The following is an 18,596-nucleotide window of genomic DNA, read 5'->3' on the forward strand; positions in this document are numbered from 1 at the left end:
TTGACCATTAGGACAAAAAGTGGCGTTGGCCTTGCCTCACAAGGACTGTGTCATCAGAGAAATTTCCGGTAATCGGCGTGTTAGGCGTTGTTCTAAACGCGTTAGTAGTCTCGCAAAAACTCTCTAACTCGAATTTCTTTAATACTACGTTCCAAGTTCTGAATCCTAGCGTGTATATATTCTTTATGCTCCAAAAGTTCAAATGAATTAATATTTTTATCTATTAACCTGTAGAACGATATTTTGTTTTCAACATATGGAACTTCGCTACCACTCCAACCCTCAACTTTTTTGCGCATGGGAAGTTTAGCAAACATTTCAAACGACTTATTCACTTCCATGAAATATACAATTAACTCTACTCTTCTTGCTACAGATAAGTTACCAATTGCACTATAAATGATCTCCATTTTTTCAATATCGTTGTTATACCTTCGAATATATTTCTTTAGTATAGCATCCTGATTTGCTTCATCTGTAGCCCTATTCCCATACGATTTGAATAATACTTCGAAATTATCTCCAAAGTATCTAGCACAATAACGCTCAATAACAAAATCAAACACTTGTTCAATTTGCTCATACTCCAATTCCCATAGTACTGAGAAGTCAAAATTAATATTATGTCGTGATATATACTTATTCTCCTTAAAAATTACTTCACATACCTTCAAAAATAGATCAGTATCAAGCTTATATAAATGTCTAAAAACATTACCATTATAATCATTGAAGTCAAAATCACCTAGTATAAGCAAGTAAACATCAATAAGTAGTTTATGTGAAGAACTAAAATTTTGAGTAAGTAATTTTAAATCATTTTCGTTACGTGAAAATAGAAAATAGAAGAAAATTCTATTCATTTCCTTATCATCTTTTGAGATAATTATACTTATAAAATATGGATATATATCATTATTAAAACGCTTATAATTCTCTAAGAAATCTAAACGCCTAATATAGCCCGAAGTTATTTTATTAAACCTATCAAAATGTGAAATTAATAGATCATAATCCGATTGAGAAATACTCTCTATTTTTAAAACGGAGTAATAACTGTAGTACCAAAACTCTTTCAATTTAAAATCTGTTTGTTCTAATATCTCTAACATTCTCTTCTTTCCATGTACTTCGATAAATTTCGCTATTAAATGACTTGGATCAATGAGAATTGGAGTATCAGTATCAGCAAATGCTTTTAAGAGTACCTCGACGCTGTCATCTGCCACTAAGTCAATAATTGTAATTATAGACTCGTTTATTTCATATTTATCAATTGACATTGATTCAATTACTCTACATGTTTTAAACAACTCAAGAAAATCAATATAATCATAATGCTCTATATAGTTTTTAAGTAGTAATCGCTTTTCCCTTCGCCCCTCATCATAATCCTTACTCAGTTCAAGATAACTTTTTCTCAGAACTCGATACTGCAAAAACTCCTTAGAATTAGATATCTGTTCAAGTTCAAAACTTAAGCCAATATGATAGAATACATTTTTCTCTAAACTATCCAAAATGGTCAAGTCATGAAAACTTGAAGAATTTATGTTGCTCAAAACTTTGTATTTTATTTGATCAAAATCGCTTTCATATAATTCTGACTCACTGCCTATGAATCGTCCGAATTTAAGCTCTTTCAGAATATTCAAAGCAAAAGGTTTTAGGTTATCATTCGCTAATAAATCTGAAATAACATCCCAGATTCGTGCTCTAATTTCTTTCATTTTTCCAACATTTACAACAGCCATTTGGGTGAACGAAAATGATTTACCATCATTAGATTCGGTATACTCAAAATCGTATTGTAATAAATGAGTAGCTATATTAACAAAGAGTTGATACCAAACAATATCGTGACTCTCAAATAACTTAATGATTCTCTCTAACAGAGTGAACTGTATTTGATATCCTTGATAGTAAGATGACTTCGTATAACCGAAATGTCTTATTAGCGCGCTACTAATATTTTTTATATCACCTTTACATTTTTCTAGATATAGCAATATTAAGTCTAAAGCATACTCGTAATGTTCACTAGAGGATATATAGCATAATGCCTGAATTTCATCTGAAATTTTCTCATTAAAATTGCGCTCTAAAACGTAATCATCTAGCGTTTCAGGTTGAACAACTAACTTTTCAAAAGAAGATTTAATATATGTTATAGTTTCTAGCTCTCTAACGAACCAACATGTCAAAAGCAATGTGTGGAAATTTTCATTCCCACACTTTTTCCATTCTTGCCATACTAAATCAATACACTCTACAAAAAAATCTATGTTACCATAATAGGTTGTAATTGAATTAATGTTTTGAAATATCCTCTGAGAGTATTTCGGAAAATATAGTTTGAATACCTCATCATATCTTATAGCTTTTCTGACCTCATACACGTAATGAAACACAAACACGGATAGAATTTGATCAGAAATTCTAACCACTTCGTCTTCATAGATATCGACTAGCTCCATTCTGAAAAGCATATCAACACAGTTTTTTATTTCACTAACATTAATTTTTAATAGTTTTGATAATTCTTCTAAAGTATTAGCATCTTCTAAATGTAACTTATCATGAAACGAAATAACTCCCAGTACTTTAAGTATGTTATCATCATCTGTATCAGAAAGTTTTCTTGAAATATCCGAGTAGTAAACTTCTAATAATTCACTTATGTTTGATATACTCTTTAACGAATTTTCTTTGGCAGCAATGATTGCCATCATTATTGCTATACGAGGATTCCCCTTACTTAACTTCGTGATTCTATTTAAGTAAGCGTTGTTGTGTATTTCATACTCAGATTTACAAATTTCCTCGATATACTTATCCTCAAGTGATTCAACTGCTATTATATCTGGAATTATGAACTGCTTTGCTTTCGATACAGTACTCTTTAAAGCGTAATCTCGAACAGTTGCTACAAGCTTGATTCTATCCTTGTTCTCTGATAAATACTCAAGTACTGATTCAATTGATGTTAGCTTGTTAATATCATCAATGAATACTATATGTTTTCCGTACTGAGTGTATCTAATTAGATCTCTGTAAAGACCAGCTCCTATATCTCTTACATACCATGGCGTATAGTTAACATGCTTATTACAAAATTTCTCAATTGACTCGATTCCTAGTCTAGTCTTTCCTACCCCCGATTTACCGGCAATGAGAACAAATTTCTGTTCTTCAATTAAGCTCATAAGATTTAAAAGCTCATCATTTCGTCCTTTTAGTTCAATATCCAGTGGAGTTGAAAGCAAAGCTTTTTTACTTTTTTGTACAAATGACGATTTGTCTAAAAATTGACCTGTACTCATTTGTAAGTTGAAATATTCCTCTGCTAAGTACGGAAACTTATCTTGAAGTAGCAACGCAATATTGCTAATATCATATTTTCGAAATTTTACTTTATGATCCATGCAAATTTTATTTAACGTACTTACTTCTCCCACTGATAGAACACTATTGTACATTAGTATAATCATTTCAATTTCTTCGATTTGAACTGTTGTCTTTTTCTGATCAAAACACTTTCGCAGGTCCTCTTCAAATTTACTCAAAAGGTTTTTCTGTGCAACTGAATACTCTATAAATATGAATTTTCCGGTGTTAAGAAGAATATACGAGTCAGGAGTTCCCTTAATCGTTTTATCTGTCCCAATTTGACCGCCTGAATTAGTAACATTCCCATAATTGAGCTTTATCAGGATTTCATTGCACAACATCTGAAATCGACCAGCTTCCATCTCTAGAAGTTTGTTTTCGATTCTGTTTAATTGACTCATGTATACCTCCTTAACTAAGTATTACACCCAAGCGTTTAGAATTGCGCCTAACGTTCCCTCTATTACCAAAGTTACTCCTTATCCTTTTAGGGAAAATTGGCGTTGACCTTGCCTCGCAAGGACTGTGACATCATAGTGCTTTAGGTAATCGGCGTGTTAGGTGTTTTTAAAGGGCGGTTACCAATCAAATAAAATTCGATCGGTTATATTGACTAGAAATGGTTCGCTTTTTCCATAACAAATATCATTTTTTACAATATAGCATTCCACAAAATGACTTCCAGTATATTTAGTTTCTTCATCACGAATCCTTTTTCCTTCAACAATTTCACCCGAATAGAAGCCACCTCGTAATGTGTTATTTCTTCGTGCTTCCATACCAGTATTTGTAACTTGCCAATAAATCTCATAGCTTCTAATGTTCTCAGCAATGACTTCAAATCTAATATCTGTACCTTTGTTTAAAAACTCTCCGCTTGTAAATTGACGATATTTGCTAAATCCCTTCTTTTTCTTGAACCCCCTAATAAAAACGTTTCTTTCATCTAGTACTTTCCAACGTGGTCTTTGCTTATGCTCAATATACGGTGTTACTGCTGTGATTGACTTACCAAATAGTCGATTACTAATACCACCAAATATAGTGTCTAGCCTTTTCAGGTAGTTGTCTCCATAATATTGAACATCAGTATTAAAATATGCAAAATCAGATTTCAATTGCTTAGCCCATTTTAAAAACTCGTTTCTTAAACTTGGCTTCTTGTTCCATTTGTCAGCAAAGTTTTCAAGTGGATTTGCAGGATTTGGAATATAATAATCATCACCGATCATCGAAATAGGTTCTAAAAGTCGTGTAACTATGTTTTCGAGTGCACCAACTATTCTTTCATCACCATTGTAGACTTGTGCAGCAAGAGTTGTAATTATTATAGATGATGGTCTTACACCCACATTGTCTTTGTACATGAAATCTCTATGACGTTTCAGTATCTGTATAGATTTTTGAAGTGGTGTTTTTACCTTATAATCTGGTAATTGCTCAATACTCATTTTCACTGATTTTGCCAGTAATTCTTTTGTTCGAATAAACTGCATCTGCACTCTAAACCATTCAAAATAACCTCTTGGGTTACTAATTTCCCATTCTGATGAGATTTTTGAATAATAAGGGGAGCTTTTATCGGTGATTGCAATTGCAGACTCTTTATAGTTTGATGTAAGCGATGCATTTTCTAAAAGATTTTTGTAACTTGCTCTATCATCAACGCATGGAAGTATATCCATATGAAACTGAGCTTCATCATGATAATTCAAAGTCCAACATCGTTTTCCATTTTCAGGTTCATTATTCATGGTATTCGCTTTTGCATAGCTAATGATTTCGCTACCTAAAAGAGTCTTAAGTTGCTTTTGTGTTATATCTCTTTTTGAAAGTCGTTCCAATTTACAAACAACATCAACATCATAATTGATTTCTTCACTAATTGGCTTAATAACTGTCCCTAATTTAAAAGAACCTTGCAAAGTTAGATCCGGGCTGTATTGCCTTATTTCTGAATTTTCTCTACTTAACCACATTGCTAATGATTGATAGCTTTTGTTTGCTTTTTCATAATAACTTTCGGAAATATCAATATTCGAAACTATTTCTCGAAAATAATCCTCTAGCTGATCAATACCTAAAAGCATAATTCCTCCTAACTTAGCAGGTACTTGGCATGTTCGCCTATTTTAGTTGACACTCCATTCAAGTCCAGTGATTCTCTTTCAATTTGGTCTTCACTTACTAAAGCTAGTTCTAAAGTTCCTCTTTCAATAACTTTAAATATTTCCTCTTTTTGACAATCTGTTAAAGTTAGTTCGAAAACATCATAGTGAAGTAATTCGTTGCATTTCATGTATTTTGAGTATTTAATCCCAGTACATTTACTGCAAATGTATACTGGTTTGAACTCACTAAATGAAGAAAAAGTGACAAAACTCGGTCTAACTAACTCTTCTATAAACTCTCTATGAACGCTTATCTCTCGGTCAGTTCTATTATGAAACCATTTTAAAAACTTCAAAACATTTTTACCTGGAACTCTAACTCTTAGGTCATCTCTACTAGTTGTATCAATGGGCATCTCTTTATCATCACGTGTATTGAACTGTGACAATTTTTCCTTATTGTATATCTTGTATACTCCTCCAACAGGTTGATATTGTTCAATCCTTTTACCTTTTATCAGTAAATATTTGGTATCAATTTTTATTCTAAATATGTAGGACATACTGAATCTAATGTGCTTGTTGTAATTAATGAGAGCTTTTAATGCAATGTTTATCGAACCGTAGTTTTCTTTTATAAATTTTAATGAGTATATTATTAAAGCTGTTAACAATCCAGAAAATATTGATAAAATAATAGTCAATATGTTTCGATTCATATGTGCCTCCATCCAATTTATCCTTTTGATTTCACCATACCGTTCCCGCAGTTTCCGATGTTCCTTCTTTTTAACGCCTTAGCGGAAAAAAATGGCGCTGTACTTGCCTCACAAGAGCCGTATCATCGGAAGGAATGTTGGAAACTGACATGTTATGCGACGAACTAAAATATTTTGCTACAAAATATCATTCAATACTTTTGCCATTAGACTATATTCCTTTTTATTAGTGTGATACCCTTGAGAAATAATTTTGGTCATAAAGCTCTCTATATTTAAGTGAGAATAACTTAAAGGAGAAAATTTATTCTCATAGCATTCTTTACGCTCACCATAATTTCTGTATATTGCACACGTTAAAGGTCGTACTTCATAAATAATACATTTTGAATCAATTAATAATGGACATGGATATTTATAATTCTTCTGTAATTTCGCGACTTCTTTTCTGTCATAAGGAACTGTATAAGTCAACTTATAACCTTGTAACATTAAATCAGTGCATATTATTATTGATTTTTCCTTAATTTGGTTTTTAATTTTTCTATCAATATGTTTTAAGTAATATTTTATGTTCTCGTATTCTACCGGATTAACGATAATAAATTGACTACAACATACAGCACACTCTTCTCCACAGCTATTTTTGATCTCTAATTCTTCTAAGTTGTCAACAATTTTAAATATGGCATCTATTTCATTAGAATACCATTTAGAAAACGTCTTAATATCACTATTCGTTCTTATTTCAAAAAAGGAGCTTTTAAAATAATTTCCTCATTAACTCTGTTATGAAGTTTCACAATTTTTCTCTTTTTTTTAAAATTTTCAAACATACAATTCTCCTAGTCTGTTTGTTGCATAACGTTCCCGCGATTACCGAAGTCACTCCTTTTGACCCTTAGGGCAAAAGTGGCGCTGGCCTTGCCTCGCAAGGACTTTGACATCAGAGTGATTTTGGTAATCGGCGTGTTCGTAGTTATTAAAATTCACCGCGCACCTTCCATGTAGTACTTTCTTTTTTACTAAATGAATTTTTCGTTCCAAAGCCTATGTTAGATACCATCGCATACAAATTGGCATTAATTCCAAAATCAGCATTGTAATCTAACAATAAATTGAAATTTAAAAGATTATGATTCAATCTACCTTCTCCAACACTTTGCCAAGTAGGTTCAAAATCGTACCAAGCTAGATTTTCAGGTAATTTTAATGAATTATTCTCTTACTATTCAATATTTTACCGCCTAGTTTTCCCCACCTTTTACTGGTACATCGAGTTGAGACATTGCTTCAAAATCCCATCCTGAAATATATTCTACTTCTATTTTTTTTGCACCTAAATTCATTAATAAAGAATTTAATTCAGCAAATTTATGTTCAAAAACTTTTTTATGAAAATCATTTATCGGATAATATACTCCAGCTCTTGTTGGATGTGCTACGTATAATTCATTTTCTCTTGGATGACCAATATGAAATTTTAATTTTGATGTTTCTGTGTATGATAGATAGTTTACATTAATTTTTTTAGATATCTCTTTTTGCTTTTCAATAGATTTTATAATAACTTCTACAAGTATTCCACTTACACCCATACTAATTGTCATGCTTTTCGCTAATGTTTCTATTACAGTTTTTAAAGTACTTTTCTTTTCAATTGTATTCTCATTAGATTCTATTTCAATTTTCTTCAATTCTTCACTTCTTTTTGCCTCAATTATTTCATCTTGTTCTACAATAATGAATTGTCTTAATGAATATGGTAATGTTAACAATTTTTCCATTTATACAGCTCCCCTTTTTTAATAATTACGCATAATTCAACTATTCCCAAACCTTTCCTATTCTAATGTCCACCATGCCTTCCCCCTCTCACCCCTTAAAAACCTCCCTCACATTCCACTCAATATACTCAGGCTCAGGGTAAAAACTTCTCTCAATCGGATTCCGAATCGCTTTCCCATGATACCTCATAAGCCAATCATCAAAACCATGAGTGCCATGTGAACGCTTTGAAACGATAACTTTTTTATCAGGTGCAATAGTGAAAACGCCTCTGTCATAGAGCTTATGATGCATCGAACAAAGTGCCACGCCATTGTCTTCTCTATCTGGCCCACCAGCTTGATGCCACTTGATATGTGCGGCTTCAACACCCACTAGCTGATGTCCAAGCCTTACATTGAACCCGCATACTGCACAACTGTGATCATATGCAGATAAAATGCGCTCTCTAAACTTTGCATCACGTTTTCTGACGATCCTAGTGATATAATCAAATTCAAGTCCAACAGCTGATAGAATATCATCATGCATTGAAGGCTCAAAATGTGCGTCTAAAATAGCTTCTGTGGCTTCTCTTATCAGAGATTGGTTTGCTTTTAATAGTGAGGTTACCTCTTCGTTAAAGCCGCCCCTGATTTGATTTTGGATCAACCAATTATTTTTGATCTTAATATATTTTTTGGCTCTATCCAGTTGCCAAATACCATCATTTGTCAATCTGACAAATGGGTGTTCTGGATGATAGGACTGCGGATTCGGTCCAAAATCTTTTAACAATTGTTCCAAAGGATCTCTTATCTCAGAATATGAAACCAATCCTGTTTGACCATTCTTTATCCGTGCAAGTGCAAGCAAAATCAGAAGTGGCTTATGTGGTGCTCTCTGCCCCTTCTTTTTCCAAATTTTAAGATTGTCTATAATTATTTTAAACTCAGCCGTATTCATATCCAGTACCCCCACAATACCGTTATATGCAAAATCATAATGTTCATTTATATGTAATCTAATTAATCTATCTTCCCAATTTTCCCAGTTGATTTATTATATCATAGTCACTACCTGTGAGCACCATATAATTCCCATTTCTTCAACAAAAACACCCCCATATCATATTCTGACACAGGGGCTTATCACACGCATACAGCACTATTCACTTAAAATCTATTTCTTGACTATTTCCATTTCACATCAAAACCAACTCAAGATGATTTTTCCGATCTATAAGGTACTTCCTTTGAGTCAAAAGGCACTTCCTTAGAGTCAAAAATTTTCTCACAGCCTTTTTCCATCAAGCACTTTATTCCGTCTCATGAACATAGACGCCGCGGTCTCTTAAGAACTCAACCGTATCCGCATCGCTCACAAGATTGTCTCTTATAAATACAAATATGAGTTGATCCAACTCTTTTAAAACGGTTATATCCTCTACTTTATTATGATCTAAATCTATTTCTTCTAAATTAACCAATGATTTCAATGGCTTGATGTCGTCAATTTTATTGTTTTCCAAATATAGGCGCACCAAATTGTCCAATTCACCTAATAATGAAATATCGTCAATTTGATTATTGTCTAATGATAAATCCACAAGGTCTTTTAAATTTTCAATACCTGACAAGTCTTTAAGACTGCCATCATCAAGCGTCAGTTCTACCAAGTTGATGCAATCTTTTATCGCACCTAAACTTGTAAAAGTGCCACCCTTTATTTTAAGATCTAGAATTACAGAGAGTCTATCGGTGTAAACAGGACCCTTTTTTATATGAACCTGATGCCGAATCGCACTTTCAATCTGAGGATCGTCAAAAATAACTTCTTGATTTAAGAAAACCCGACACGCCTCAGATACATTTGCTTGGACCGCTTCTATTTCATCCACATCTTTAACCCATACATGCCTGAGATTATCAAATGATTTTAAAAAAGAGTAGTCCTTAATCTCATCCGTGGCAAAACTCAATTCAGTGATGGCTTGAACATCCGATCTCAATACAGGCATATCCATATCGTGATGTAGCTTTTGATTAATCGCTTTTTGAGCAGCTTTATCTTTAAGCTCTATGAATTCATCTACGAACAAAGTGCCTTCAAGGGTTGATACCGTTGGTAATACCTCTAATCTGTTATCTAAATGCGCACGCCAATTTGTTAGATTCATTTCATCAGATAACACCTTACTGAGCTTAAGGGATTCAAGTCCCTTTCCAGAGGGAATCGGATTGCCTTCAAAGTGAATGCGCTCAAGGTTCTCCAGCGTCTTGACAAAGGACAAATCCTTAACTTGATTGTTGTAAAACGACAAGATCTCTAATTTGTCATGATTGCTTAAACACGATAAATCTGAAATTTGATTATCGCCTAATTTGAGGATTTTCAAACTTTTAAGCTCTAAAAGTGGTGATATAGCCTCAATCTGATTGCCTGACAAGTCCAATTCATTAAGATTTTCCATACCACTCAGTGCCCCAATGTTCACAATTTGATTGTTACTTAGTTTTATCGAATCTGCAAAATCCCAATTGGATAAAACGTCGATGTTTTCAATACGATTCCCTGAAAGATTCAGATAGTGCCCTTTAGTATTTTTTAAAGGGGATATATCTGTAATCTGGTTCTCAGATAAATTCAGTGATCCAAAGTTTCTAAAGACGTTACCTTGTTGATCCATCTGTGTATATTCTGAGCCTTGAAGCTTCTTTACCTGTCCTAAAGTAGAGATATCTTCAATTTTATTATGGCTTAAATAAAGACTCAGAAACTCATATTGAATATTTTGTAGATCGGAAACATCTGTCACCAGATTATTGTTGAGACCCAATATTTGAAGGTTCTTGCAAATCCCATTTCCCGGAGCAAATACACTTAAATCTGAAATTCTGTTGTTGCTCAACCACAAGTTATTTAAATGCTCTAATTCAGCTAATGGTGATATATCCTCTATTTGATTTGAAGACAAATAGAGTTGCTCCAGAAGAATCGCATTTTTCAGCATTGAAATATCGCTAATATCGTTGCCAATAAAATTAGCTACTTTTAATTTTCTTAATTGCTTTAAACAAGAAATATCTTTAATGTCATTACTGGACACGTCTAAAATTTCAAGTTCAGTCAGATCAGCAATTGGCGAGAGATCGACTATGTAATTCCCATCTAGATCAAGTCTTTGCAGTTTCTTTAAATTTTTAAGTGGTGAAATATCCGTAATCTGCGTATTACTCAAAATGAGTTCTGATAAGTTGCTACAATACTTAACAAAATCAATATCTTCAACATTATGAGAACGTAAATCCAATGACCATAAATCTTTCAACTCAGACACTCTAATTTGGTTATCAAAGCTGCCTGTAATCTCACATAAAACATCAAGAAGATGCTCATCTGCAATGGGTACATAACGATCCCATTTCATGTAACGTGAATTGATATCACTAGAATCCACTGCTTCGTTATCAAAATCTATTTTTTGCATTGAAGCCAAACCCAAAAGTCTATCGATCTCATAAAAAGGCAAATAGCACTTACCTGCTTTGCTAATGGGTTTATTTTCAAGCAAGGTCTCCTGACCATTCACCAACACTTTATCAGATTTGGATGAACCCTCGATTTTTACATCCTCAAGCTCAATACTAAATACTGTACCATCGGCATTTACAGTCCATTTCCCGCCATTAAACTGAGCCATAGCATCCCCTGGAACCATAATGGATCTACTTTCAGAAAAAAAAGGCTTGTCACTGGTTTCATCAAAATAAATCTTACCATTGACCCCATCGAGATAAAACCCCTCATCTGCATAGCAGGCATATGACATCGCGAAACATAATGTCACGATTAAAAATAAAACTTTCTTCATTGAATGCGCTCTCCTTATTGGATATATTTTTTTAATTCATGAATGCGATCTAACATCATAGTCTAAATAAGTCAGGCTAGTATCTCTTAAAAAACACTAGCCTGTCCTGTTTCTCTTTCAGAAGATTCAAAGCAATGATCTACCTTGCTCTTATGATTATCGATTTGAATCCTATTTATGCGTTAATATCGTATAACGATTACTTCCGCCACGTTTGGACAGATACATGGCCTGATCGCTTCTGGCAATCCATTCTTTCGGTAAATCTCCTTTTATATAGGGACTTATACCGATGCTAATGCCTACAGTGAGATCAAGCTCTCCCACCAAGACCACTTCACCCACAACATGGATCAATTTATCAGCCAGTGCTTCAATTTCTGCTTGATCTTTACGCTGAGCCAAAATTAGAAACTCATCGCCTCCAAAGCGAGCAATCACATCATCTTGATCCAATGCCACTTGTAAACCTCTGCTGACCATTATCAGAACCTTATCCCCCACATGATGCCCATAAGTATCATTTATAGATTTAAAACCATCCAGATCAAGAAATAATAAATAAGCACCTGCCGCTTGAATAGATTCTGTATACCGTTCAATGGAGGATAAAATATAGGCTCTATTGCGAAGTCCTGTCAGTTCGTCCAGTTCAATACGCCTTTCGAGGAGTTGATTGCGTTTATCCGTCGTCGCAAATCGTTCAATCACAATCAGTGCAAAACACCATATTACCACGAGTCCTGCAAAGGGAATATAACTGTATTCGTTAGGATAGCCAAGTTCCTTAATCAGAGCAATCGCTATGACTGCACACGCTGTCAACATTAAATAAGAACCTTTAGCACCATCATGTATTGCCTTGACAAGCATTAGACTTATAATGACTATGCAAATTACACTGAGATACTTGTATGGCGCGAAAATCAACGTGTACATTTGATTATCCAACAGCATTGGCATTATCCCTAAGGCAATGGCAATCAACACGAGACTCTTTTCAAGAACTTGAAGTTTTTTAGTGGGAAATAACTTTAAGATAAACAGACAAAATAGAGGCAGTAAAACATAGCCCGTGGCATACTCCAACCTGACTAAGAGATCCCATGAGATGGCGTTTGTAAGTTGGTGTATAAGGCGTTCCACTATGAGCAAGCTATAAATACTCATACAGATACAGATAAGAGCAAAATACATCGTATCTGCGCGCCTTCTATACATCACAAAAATGCCTAAAAAGAAAACCCCCATTGCAAAGAGACTTGAACTCACAAAGGCTGATAAAAATCGATGCCTTTGCTGGTTTTGGACAATCTCATCATAAAAGCCAATTTCAATGGAATTCCAAAACCCACCTCTATAATAATGATCATTTGAAATTTCCATGGCTATCTCAGCTCGACCTTCACGATCCGAAACAAATGCGCCCACAGTCGGGCGCCATTCTGGAATTTTTCGATCTACATTTCCATTTTTTGCAACTTGTTTGTCGTTGATATATAAATTATAGGCTGTCACTTCATCATAAATGAAAAAGCCATAAATCTTACTGGGATCTAATCCAGTGAGCAGGCCTTTATAAACGCCGACACCATAGGGTGAAAAGTTAAGCTCTGCATCTTCTTCCCAGCTATGCGGCACTTGTTTAAACTGGCTTTGTAAATGAGATAGATCCGCTCCGTATCTCGTGTTCGGATAAAATTGCCACAGTCCAGTCAAACTGCTTTGCTTGCCTTGCCAGTCGGAAAGATCTGATGTGCCGTTTACTAAGGGGATGTGCGCCATTGAGTTATAAACATGTGCATTCATCCAAAAAGAGGCGCCCAATACGATCAACACTAAAATGATGATGTAAAGAAATAATCCTTTTATTTTCATCTATCTAGCTCGTACCGTTTCTCAACTAAAACGCGTCCCCACATTTCTTGAGAAGTCTCCTCCACCATCTTGAAACCTTCCCGTTCATATATTGAAGATGCTTTTTCTTGATCTGAAGTGGTTAAAAGCCAAATTTTCTTATAGTCCTTCTCTTCACAGAACTGCATCGCTCTCTTAAAGAGTTTTTGCCCAAGACCTATGCCTCTATATTCTGGATCTATTAAAAACCATCTGAGTTGAGCTTCGGTATCACTATATCCCAATATGGCAACATTGCCAATGATGACGCCATCCTTTTCCGCAATAAAAAATCGATCTCTCTCTTGGGAGTACCTCAAAGTAAAATCATAAAAAGTTTTACAGACATAGCCTTCAAACTCTAAATCATACTGGCATTCTTCTTTATAAATTTTTCCATGCAAATAAGTTAGATAGCCTAAATCTCCAGCAATTAAATGTTCTCGAATGGTTATTGCTTCTGTTGAATCCATGTGTACGCCTCCTTACATCAATCAAACGATTAAATTATGTTTTAATCATTTTACTACAATAAAAGGCTCATAACAACTCTATTGATTTTGATTTCCTAATAAGCTATTAACTCTAAGTATGTATGTTACTATCATGTGACTATCCATGATAGCGAAAGAGCGTTTTCATCTCTGTGAACAAACGCTCTCATATGCTCTGCACAATGTGGGATCTTCATAACTGGCATCACAATCAATTTCCTCTAAGCATTCAAAAAGATAATCTTCTAAAAAGAGATCTTTTGTCGGTCTTGAGTCTGATTTTACCATGTATATTTCAAGATAATCCTCTAGAAATTGAATTTCTCTTCGACGTTGCTCAAGGCTCTTTTCCTCTGTTTTTTTCATCGTTCTTTTTACCTCCTTTCCAAAATACTTCTATATATAATCTGTCCAAAGGGTCTCCTGAGGATAAATCTCAAAATTGCCTCTGTAAACCATAGAATCTGTAATGACCTTACAAGCATAAATCGAAGTTTGAATTGCATAAAACAAATCGTTTTCATATGTTTTCGGGCTCTCAACGTACCTCTCTCTAGCTCTCATTATTTGCGTTCTCATACTGCCCTCCTCTTGCATCGTAAAATCGTTCCCCATCGTTTTGAAAAACTGAAATCTCAACATTTTCTTTAAGACAAAGTGGAGTTTAATTTCATAAATACCATGTTCTCTGTACTGAATGAATTTTGATATTTCTGAGTGATATAGACAAAAAAAATCACAAATGTAGTGGCATAAAAAACCAAGTCTCACAGAATAAGTGTTTACACTGAAGTCTCCTGTCACCAATTCCTCCGAGAGTGCCAGAATACGTTCAAGATCATTATCAAACATATGTGGGGTCTTATTAAACCGAGGGTCCACATCTGGCATGACATTCCCATAGATGAAAGCGACTCTATTGAGTTCATAAAGCTCTTTAACTTCACTGAAGATCAAGTTTGCCATTGTAATATGCGTCATAAAATTCATCTACTACACCCCCACACACATTCACTGCTACGCTCAGCCTTACTATAACAAAACAATATAAAATCCATTTATGCTTTATGTAAAATTAGGGTCAAATACTTAAGGTCGTGTTCATATAGATAAAAGAATCCCTCCTAACTTGGCAAACCCATTGTATAATAGATTTGCCTTGATAAGAGGGATTTCTATAACTTCTTCAGACTGATAGTTATTGATTATACACTAATTAATTTGAATGAAGGCATCTAATGCGTTGACATTTTTATTTTTACTTCTGATCTCAGCATACGCATCATGATTTGTGATGACCACTGGTGTAATCACATCGAAGCCTTCTTTTTTTATACCTTCGATGTCAAAAGTAGCGATCAAATCGCCTTTTTTAACAGCATCTCCATTCTTCTTAAAGACTTCGAAGTACTTGCCATCAAGTTTAACGGTATCAATCCCAATGTGGATCAAAATTTCTGCACCTGAGTTTGCTTGAATCGCAATGGCATGTTTTGTGTTGAAAATCGTTGCAATTTTGCCATCTACAGGTGATACTACTTTGCCGATTGATGGAATAATCGCAGCGCCTTTACCCACGATACCTTCTGAAAAAGTAGAATCATTGACTTCAGAAAGCGCCACTGCTTTACCTGTAATTGGTGCTAAAATATCTTGATGACCATGACCTGTTGTTTCAAAGACTGTTTCTGTCACTTCATTTGATAAATCATCTTCTTCTGGATCTTTGTAGAGTACCATTGTAATAATAAATGCAACAACAAGACTGATTCCAGCCCCGATACAAGCAAAGTAAAATCCATTCATGCTATCGCCACCAATATAACTTGGAAGTGTTAAGAGTCCAGGCGAACCACCTGAGTAGTTTCTAACTTTAGTAATCCCCATGAAGAGACCACCGATACCACCGCCTGCCATTGCAGCGTATAAAGGCGTTTTATACTTCATGTTAACCCCGTATAGTGCGGGTTCTGTAATACCACAGACTGCTGTAATACCTGCTGATGATGCAAGTTGTTTGATATCAGTTTTTTTACTTTTAAAGCTGACAGCTAATGCCGCGCCGCCTTGTGCCACGTTTGATCCAAGCATTCCTGGATAAAGCAGTGTATCATAGCCGATGGTCATTCTGTTATTGATTGCAATTGGGATAATGCCATAATGTGTCCCTGTCATAACGAGTAACGGTGAGAAGATTCCCAAGAATGTTGGTGCTAACCAGCCTACATGCTCGTTAACTGCATTCATGAAGTCTGCCACGTAGCTACTTAAGATATAGCCAAGTGGTCCAATGACAACAAGTCCTGCTACCCCCACGATTAAAATACTGAGCAACGGCTTAGTGAAAAATTTAATCGGTTTAGGTGAAATTTTATCTGCAAAGGGTTCCACATAAGACAAGAACCAGACGATGAGGATAATTGGTAAAACGGATGAAGCATAGCCTGCATTGCTGATTGGTAAAAAGAATAATTTAATGGCCTCACCAGATTCCTTTGAAGCTGAAACCATAGAAATAAAACTCGGATGTAGTAAGATGCCCCCAAGCATCATTGCCAAATACGGATTACATTTAAATTTCTTAGCCGCTGAGCTCGCAAGGAAAATCGGTAAGAAGTAGAACCCTGCATCTGCCATGAAGTTAAGAATTTGATAAGCTTGCGCGTCTTTTGCCACGAATTTGAAAGTAATCAATATCGCTAAAATGGCTTTAATCATACCCGCTGCTGTGATTGCCGGTAAGATTGGTGTGAAGATGCTGGTCAACGTATCAATCAGTTTATCCAGCGGTTTCTTATGGCCTTCTTCCACACGCTTAGATTCTTTGATATCTGCCATCTCAATCAAAGGCTTATAAACACTTGCCACATCGCTGCCGATGATGATTTGGAACTGGCCCCCTTTTTTAACAACACCCATGATACCAGGAACATTTTTAAGTTCTTGATCTTTGGCCTTTCTTTCATCCGCTAAGTTAAGTCTGAGTCTCGTCGCGCAATGTGTGATTCCTGTGATATTATCAGCGCCTCCCACTTTAGCTAAAATTTCTTTCGCCAAATTTTGATAATCCATTTGATTCCTCCTTAATTTATTTATATTTAAAACCTTTTTCTGACAACATGCCCTTTAAACCATACTGCCTATAATGAAGTTTTGTTGCTAATATATGACTATTTTTTATAGGTTCGCCTTTTATAGGACGTTTCATATGCCCATCTTATAGGACTGCTCATATGCCCATCAGTAAATTGTCAAAAAAAATACCTAGAAAACAAGGTGTTAATCCCTTATTTCCTAGGTATAGCCTGCTTGACCAGTAACAATCCTATTATAACGCTATTCTTTTGATGTGAACCGTGAGATAGATCAGTTCTGTATCGGTTAAAAACTTTGAAAAATGACTTTCTATATACTCTCTGATTTTCAGAGCACATTTATACTCTCTTTTATATTCTTTCTGAATGGTTTTAATGAGTTCTTCATTATCATCCTCTAAACTCTTATTGCTGATAATGCGTTGCGCAAAAAACTTTAAATGCGTTAAAAACCGTTCATAGTGTATGGATTCTTCGTCGAATTCAATGTTGAGTTGATACTTGACAATTTGAAGTATATTTTGGATCATACCAAGCATATCCGTGCTCTCCATCACATTACCCACTTTTAGCGAGGCACCTACTAAGTGAAGGGCTATATAACCCGCTTCGTCTTCCGGCAATCTGATATTCAAACGTGTTTCAATTATGTTGAGTGCTTCAAGGCCAACTTTGTATTCCCTACTGTAGTACTTCTTGATTTCCCAAATTAAAGCATTTTTAAAATTAATGCCTTCTTCATATCTCTGAATGGCATAGCTCAAATGATCGGTCAAAGAAATATAAATATTATCACTAATTTTACAATCCAGAGCCTTTTTCGCATAACTGACAATTGCATTTGCCGTTTGGATATGTTCATTGGGAACACTTGATAAGAGTTCTATAAGTTGATTGGATGTCTTTTTATCCTGTATCGTATAAATTTTTTCTATAAGTGAAGTTTCAATAACATCCCCAGGTTTTTTTTTAAAGCCCAGCCCACATCCGATCACCAATACTTCGGTGTTATCTTCATTATATGAGCGTACTAAATTGTTATTAATTACTTTCTCAACAACCACAGCCAATTCCCTTCATATAAAGATACCCATTTAGATACAAAAAAGGCAGTCCTCCCCCAGATGCATAGCACCAAGTGGTATAGCCTGCCTAACAGTAACAATCCAACTCGTCTTACAAGAAAATACTATCATAAACCCTATGTGATGTCAAACATACATTTCATTTTTTGTTTACATAACCATACA

13 protein-coding genes are annotated in these 18,596 nt (G+C 34.8%); all 13 read right to left on the minus strand.

All coding sequences use genetic code 11. The annotated features are described in order from the left end of the window. Window positions 1–101 precede the first annotated feature (101 nt). The 13 genes from ISU02_RS14130 to licT all read right to left on the minus strand — a co-directional run bounded on the left by ISU02_RS14130 (window position 102) and on the right by licT (window position 18,410). On the minus strand, window positions 102–3,791 hold the full coding sequence (locus ISU02_RS14130; protein WP_194702492.1) for an nSTAND3 domain-containing NTPase: 3,690 nt from the start codon (window positions 3,789–3,791) through the stop codon (window positions 102–104). A gap of 177 nt (window positions 3,792–3,968) precedes the next feature. After that, a complete protein-coding gene (locus ISU02_RS14135; protein ID WP_194702493.1) occupies window positions 3,969–5,480 on the minus strand; it encodes a nucleotidyltransferase in 1,512 nt (503 codons plus the stop codon). Window positions 5,481–5,488: 8 nt separating this feature from the next. Beyond that, window positions 5,489–6,220, minus strand: coding sequence for an SMODS-associated NUDIX domain-containing protein (locus tag ISU02_RS14140; protein ID WP_194702494.1), 732 nt, complete (start codon window positions 6,218–6,220; stop codon window positions 5,489–5,491). A gap of 177 nt (window positions 6,221–6,397) precedes the next feature. Continuing rightward, on the minus strand, window positions 6,398–6,967 hold the full coding sequence (locus ISU02_RS24480) for a YkgJ family cysteine cluster protein (protein WP_194702601.1): 570 nt from the start codon (window positions 6,965–6,967) through the stop codon (window positions 6,398–6,400). 500 nt (window positions 6,968–7,467) lie between these two features. Further along, a complete protein-coding gene (locus tag ISU02_RS14150; RefSeq protein WP_194702495.1) occupies window positions 7,468–8,007 on the minus strand; it encodes a hypothetical protein in 540 nt (179 codons plus the stop codon). Between the two features lie 88 nt (window positions 8,008–8,095). Continuing rightward, window positions 8,096–8,953, minus strand: coding sequence for a phosphorothioated DNA-binding restriction endonuclease (locus ISU02_RS14155; RefSeq protein ID WP_194702496.1), 858 nt, complete (start codon window positions 8,951–8,953; stop codon window positions 8,096–8,098). A gap of 352 nt (window positions 8,954–9,305) precedes the next feature. After that, window positions 9,306–11,861 carry a leucine-rich repeat domain-containing protein gene (locus ISU02_RS14160; protein WP_194702497.1) on the minus strand — a complete coding sequence of 852 codons (2,556 nt, stop codon included), beginning with the start codon at window positions 11,859–11,861 and terminating at the stop codon, window positions 9,306–9,308. 171 nt (window positions 11,862–12,032) lie between these two features. Then, window positions 12,033–13,739: a GGDEF domain-containing protein gene (locus tag ISU02_RS14165; protein ID WP_194702498.1), complete on the minus strand. Its 1,707-nt coding sequence runs from the start codon at window positions 13,737–13,739 to the stop codon at window positions 12,033–12,035. Further along, entirely contained in the window at window positions 13,736–14,230 is a 495-nt protein-coding gene (locus tag ISU02_RS14170; protein WP_194702499.1) for a GNAT family N-acetyltransferase, read from the minus strand. Before ISU02_RS14170 ends, ISU02_RS14165 begins: the two co-directional genes overlap by 4 nt. 165 nt (window positions 14,231–14,395) lie before the next feature. After that, window positions 14,396–14,617: a hypothetical protein gene (locus ISU02_RS14175; RefSeq protein ID WP_194702500.1), complete on the minus strand. Its 222-nt coding sequence runs from the start codon at window positions 14,615–14,617 to the stop codon at window positions 14,396–14,398. 30 nt (window positions 14,618–14,647) lie between these two features. Further along, window positions 14,648–15,241 carry a zinc dependent phospholipase C family protein gene (locus ISU02_RS14180; RefSeq protein ID WP_194702501.1) on the minus strand — a complete coding sequence of 198 codons (594 nt, stop codon included), beginning with the start codon at window positions 15,239–15,241 and terminating at the stop codon, window positions 14,648–14,650. A 222-nt stretch (window positions 15,242–15,463) separates the two neighbouring features. Further along, window positions 15,464–17,323 carry a beta-glucoside-specific PTS transporter subunit IIABC gene (locus ISU02_RS14185; protein WP_194702502.1) on the minus strand — a complete coding sequence of 620 codons (1,860 nt, stop codon included), beginning with the start codon at window positions 17,321–17,323 and terminating at the stop codon, window positions 15,464–15,466. 256 nt (window positions 17,324–17,579) lie between these two features. Continuing rightward, window positions 17,580–18,410: a BglG family transcription antiterminator LicT gene (gene licT / locus ISU02_RS14190; protein WP_194702503.1), complete on the minus strand. Its 831-nt coding sequence runs from the start codon at window positions 18,408–18,410 to the stop codon at window positions 17,580–17,582. Window positions 18,411–18,596 lie beyond the last annotated feature (186 nt).

This window comes from Fusibacter ferrireducens, assembly GCF_015352425.1.
GTDB classification, from domain to species: Bacteria; Bacillota; Clostridia; order Peptostreptococcales; family Acidaminobacteraceae; genus Fusibacter_A; species Fusibacter_A ferrireducens.